Annotated in this window: 4 protein-coding genes; all 4 read left to right on the top strand. The window is 39.5% G+C overall.

Annotated elements, in window-relative coordinates; all coding sequences use genetic code 11:
* A partial coding sequence (locus ACP45E_RS19080; protein ID WP_241824347.1) for an RDD family protein occupies window positions 1-559 on the top strand: 559 nt, incomplete at its 5' end.
* Between the two features lie 134 nt (window positions 560-693).
* Window positions 694-1338, top strand: a complete 645-nt coding sequence (locus tag ACP45E_RS19075) for a DUF4386 family protein (RefSeq protein WP_017040035.1) — start codon at window positions 694-696, stop codon at window positions 1336-1338.
* A gap of 110 nt (window positions 1339-1448) precedes the next feature.
* Window positions 1449-1772, top strand: coding sequence for a hypothetical protein (locus tag ACP45E_RS19070; protein ID WP_017037236.1), 324 nt, complete (start codon window positions 1449-1451; stop codon window positions 1770-1772).
* A gap of 159 nt (window positions 1773-1931) precedes the next feature.
* Window positions 1932-2438, top strand: coding sequence for a hypothetical protein (locus ACP45E_RS19065; protein ID WP_017037237.1), 507 nt, complete (start codon window positions 1932-1934; stop codon window positions 2436-2438).
* Window positions 2439-2457: the final 19 nt, after the last annotated feature.

Here is a 2457-nt window from a genome sequence, read left to right as displayed (position 1 = left end):
AGCGCCACTTAGTAAGGCGTTAGCACTACACAATAATTCATCTCATGGAGGAATGATGTCAGAAGTAATCAAGTATACACCAGCCGGTATTCTGGCTTCTCGGTGGTCACGTTTTTGGGCTGCTTTCATTGATATACTAATTGCCATCGCATTTTTAGTTCCTGTTCTTTTCTATACAGATTTTGGCGATAGAATTATTTCTACCGACATAATCTACCCAAGTGAAGCATTTGCGTTATTGATTTACTCTTGGTCAGCTTACCTTTTGTGTCACGGATATTTGCTTCATAAACGCGGACAAACAATAGGTAAATATGTTTTTGACATCGCAGTCGTTGATTTGCAGGGAAACAAATTAGGATTACCTAAACTTTTTGTTAAACGCTCAATTCCCATGGCGGTTTTATCTTACGTACCGTTAATCGGTGGCTTTATCCCGTTGGTTAATGTTCTGTTTATTTTCCGCAAAGATAAGCGTTGTCTACATGATTTAATAGCATCTACACAAGTCATAAGTGTTGAGGTTGGGAAAGAGATAGACTTTAGTACCATTGAGTAAGTAGTGCTAACAAGGCACTAAACCCGACACTGTAACGCTTGGCACTTTTGCTTCGCAAAATTATATGCCAAGGTCTAGTGCGGGTTAGTTTGGCGTTAGCTTTCTCAATATTCAATCAATATGGGGTTTATATCGTGAATAATTTACAAAAAACAGGGGGAGTTGCTGCTCTTTTGGAGTCCATCATTTACGTGTCAGCTTTCGTTTTTTTTGGCGCGTTCTGGAATTTCCCCGCTGATGCTGATTCTGCTCAAAAGTTTGCTTTTCTAGCTGAAAACCAAAATGTCCTATCCATCGTAAATCTCATCATGTATGTACTATTTGGAGTTTTACTGGCTATATTAGTATTGGCGCTTCATGAGCGTTTGAAGAGGAATGCCTCAATTCTCTCACAAATCGCTTCGGTGTTTGGGGTTGTTTGGGTGGGGTTAGTCATTGCAAGTGGAATGATTGCAAATATAGGTTTGGCAGCAGCTTTGGAGTTGTCAACTAAAGATCCAGAGCAAGCTATGACAGTCTGGCAAGCTATCTACTCTGTAGTCGAAGGCTTAGGTGGTGGTAATGAAGTAGTTGGAGGCCTGTGGGTTCTATTGTTAAGTTTTGCCGCTTTAAAAGGTAATGAACTTCCTAAAACACTTAACTACTTTGGGTTTTTTGTTGGCATTGTTGGTGTTTTTACTATTTACCCTGCTGATGTACTTACTGAAGTTTTTGGGATAAGCCAAATTGTATGGTTTTCTTGGCTAGGTGTAGCCATGCTTAGGGGTCGTAAAAGCTAACAAGGGCTTCAAACGGAAAAAATACAGTTGGCTGTTTTCACTCCGTTCAACATTTTAGCCAACTAAATTTTTCCGCTTAAGCGGGCGTTAGTTTGCTATCAGGTGTCGCTATGCAGATAATCAATAAAGTTTCTGAACCAACAGAGAAAGCGGATTTATATTTTGCTATAGATCCTGGTAATTTAGAAAGACCATTTATACTTGGAGGATATTCCAATGACCCTAGCTTACCTTCAATTGCACAGTGGGGAGCAGCTTCTACATTCGGACTCGATAATCTTGATAATATAAGTGGCTCTAAATGGAAAGATTGGAGGGTATCGCTCCATCAGCTCAATTGTGCTTGGGTTATTCCTATAATCGAAGAAGCTGAAAAAACTAGAGATATTAAAGCGGCTATCGGTAAAATCTTAGATAAACAGGCAGTTAAATAATGTTACTTGCGTCGTTGTTTACTAGCGAAATAAATGGTCGTAGACGCAAACTAACAAGCAATTAAACAGGGATTAAAAACAGTGGGCTCTTCGCTTCGCTCAATTTTAGCCCACTATTTTTAACCCGTTAATCGAGCGTTATATCAATCAGGAGCAAATATGAGTTCAAGTGACAATGAAGCTAATAGTAAGAATGCTAACCTCGGTACTGATGGACAGAACAAGCAGTATTCTCAAGTTCACGGAAATCGAGGTAAGCAACTGAATCCAAATCAGCTTGTACCCCTTAGATTTGTCATTTCAAAAGGAAGTCAGGTCTCGTGCTCTGAGCGTGATGATATAATCGTTAAGTTTGTTGATCACTACTTAACTGATGAGTTCTTGAGAGAGAAAGGCTTAAAGGTGGTCGACATGTCTAAACCCGAGAATCAATGGTTGTATCTCGAAGTCTCGGACTACCAAAGAGAACGTTGGTTGTTTCTTGAATACATCGAACCGGTCCAAAAGAATCATAAAAATGCCAGTGATAAGCTAATAAAGGATTTCAGCGGGGATATTAGTTTTGTATATGAAAACCTATTAATTCTCGGCAAAGACTCCTATCAAGTCACAGGCTATCCATATGATGAGCCGCTTGATTATTGTCCCGCTATCGATGGTTATTGACTTAGTATCAAGTTTGAAG

Source organism: Vibrio genomosp. F10 str. 9ZD137 (assembly GCF_049974785.1).
Classification (GTDB): Bacteria; Pseudomonadota; Gammaproteobacteria; order Enterobacterales; family Vibrionaceae; genus Vibrio.
This window is presented reverse-complemented; position numbering and strand designations above follow the sequence as displayed.

Coding starts and splice junctions, on each gene's coding strand:
- ACP45E_RS19070 (WP_017037236.1), top strand. CDS start 1,449: ATGCAGATAATCAATAAAGTTTCTGAACCAACAGAGAAAGCGGATTTA.
- ACP45E_RS19065 (WP_017037237.1), top strand. CDS start 1,932: ATGAGTTCAAGTGACAATGAAGCTAATAGTAAGAATGCTAACCTCGGT.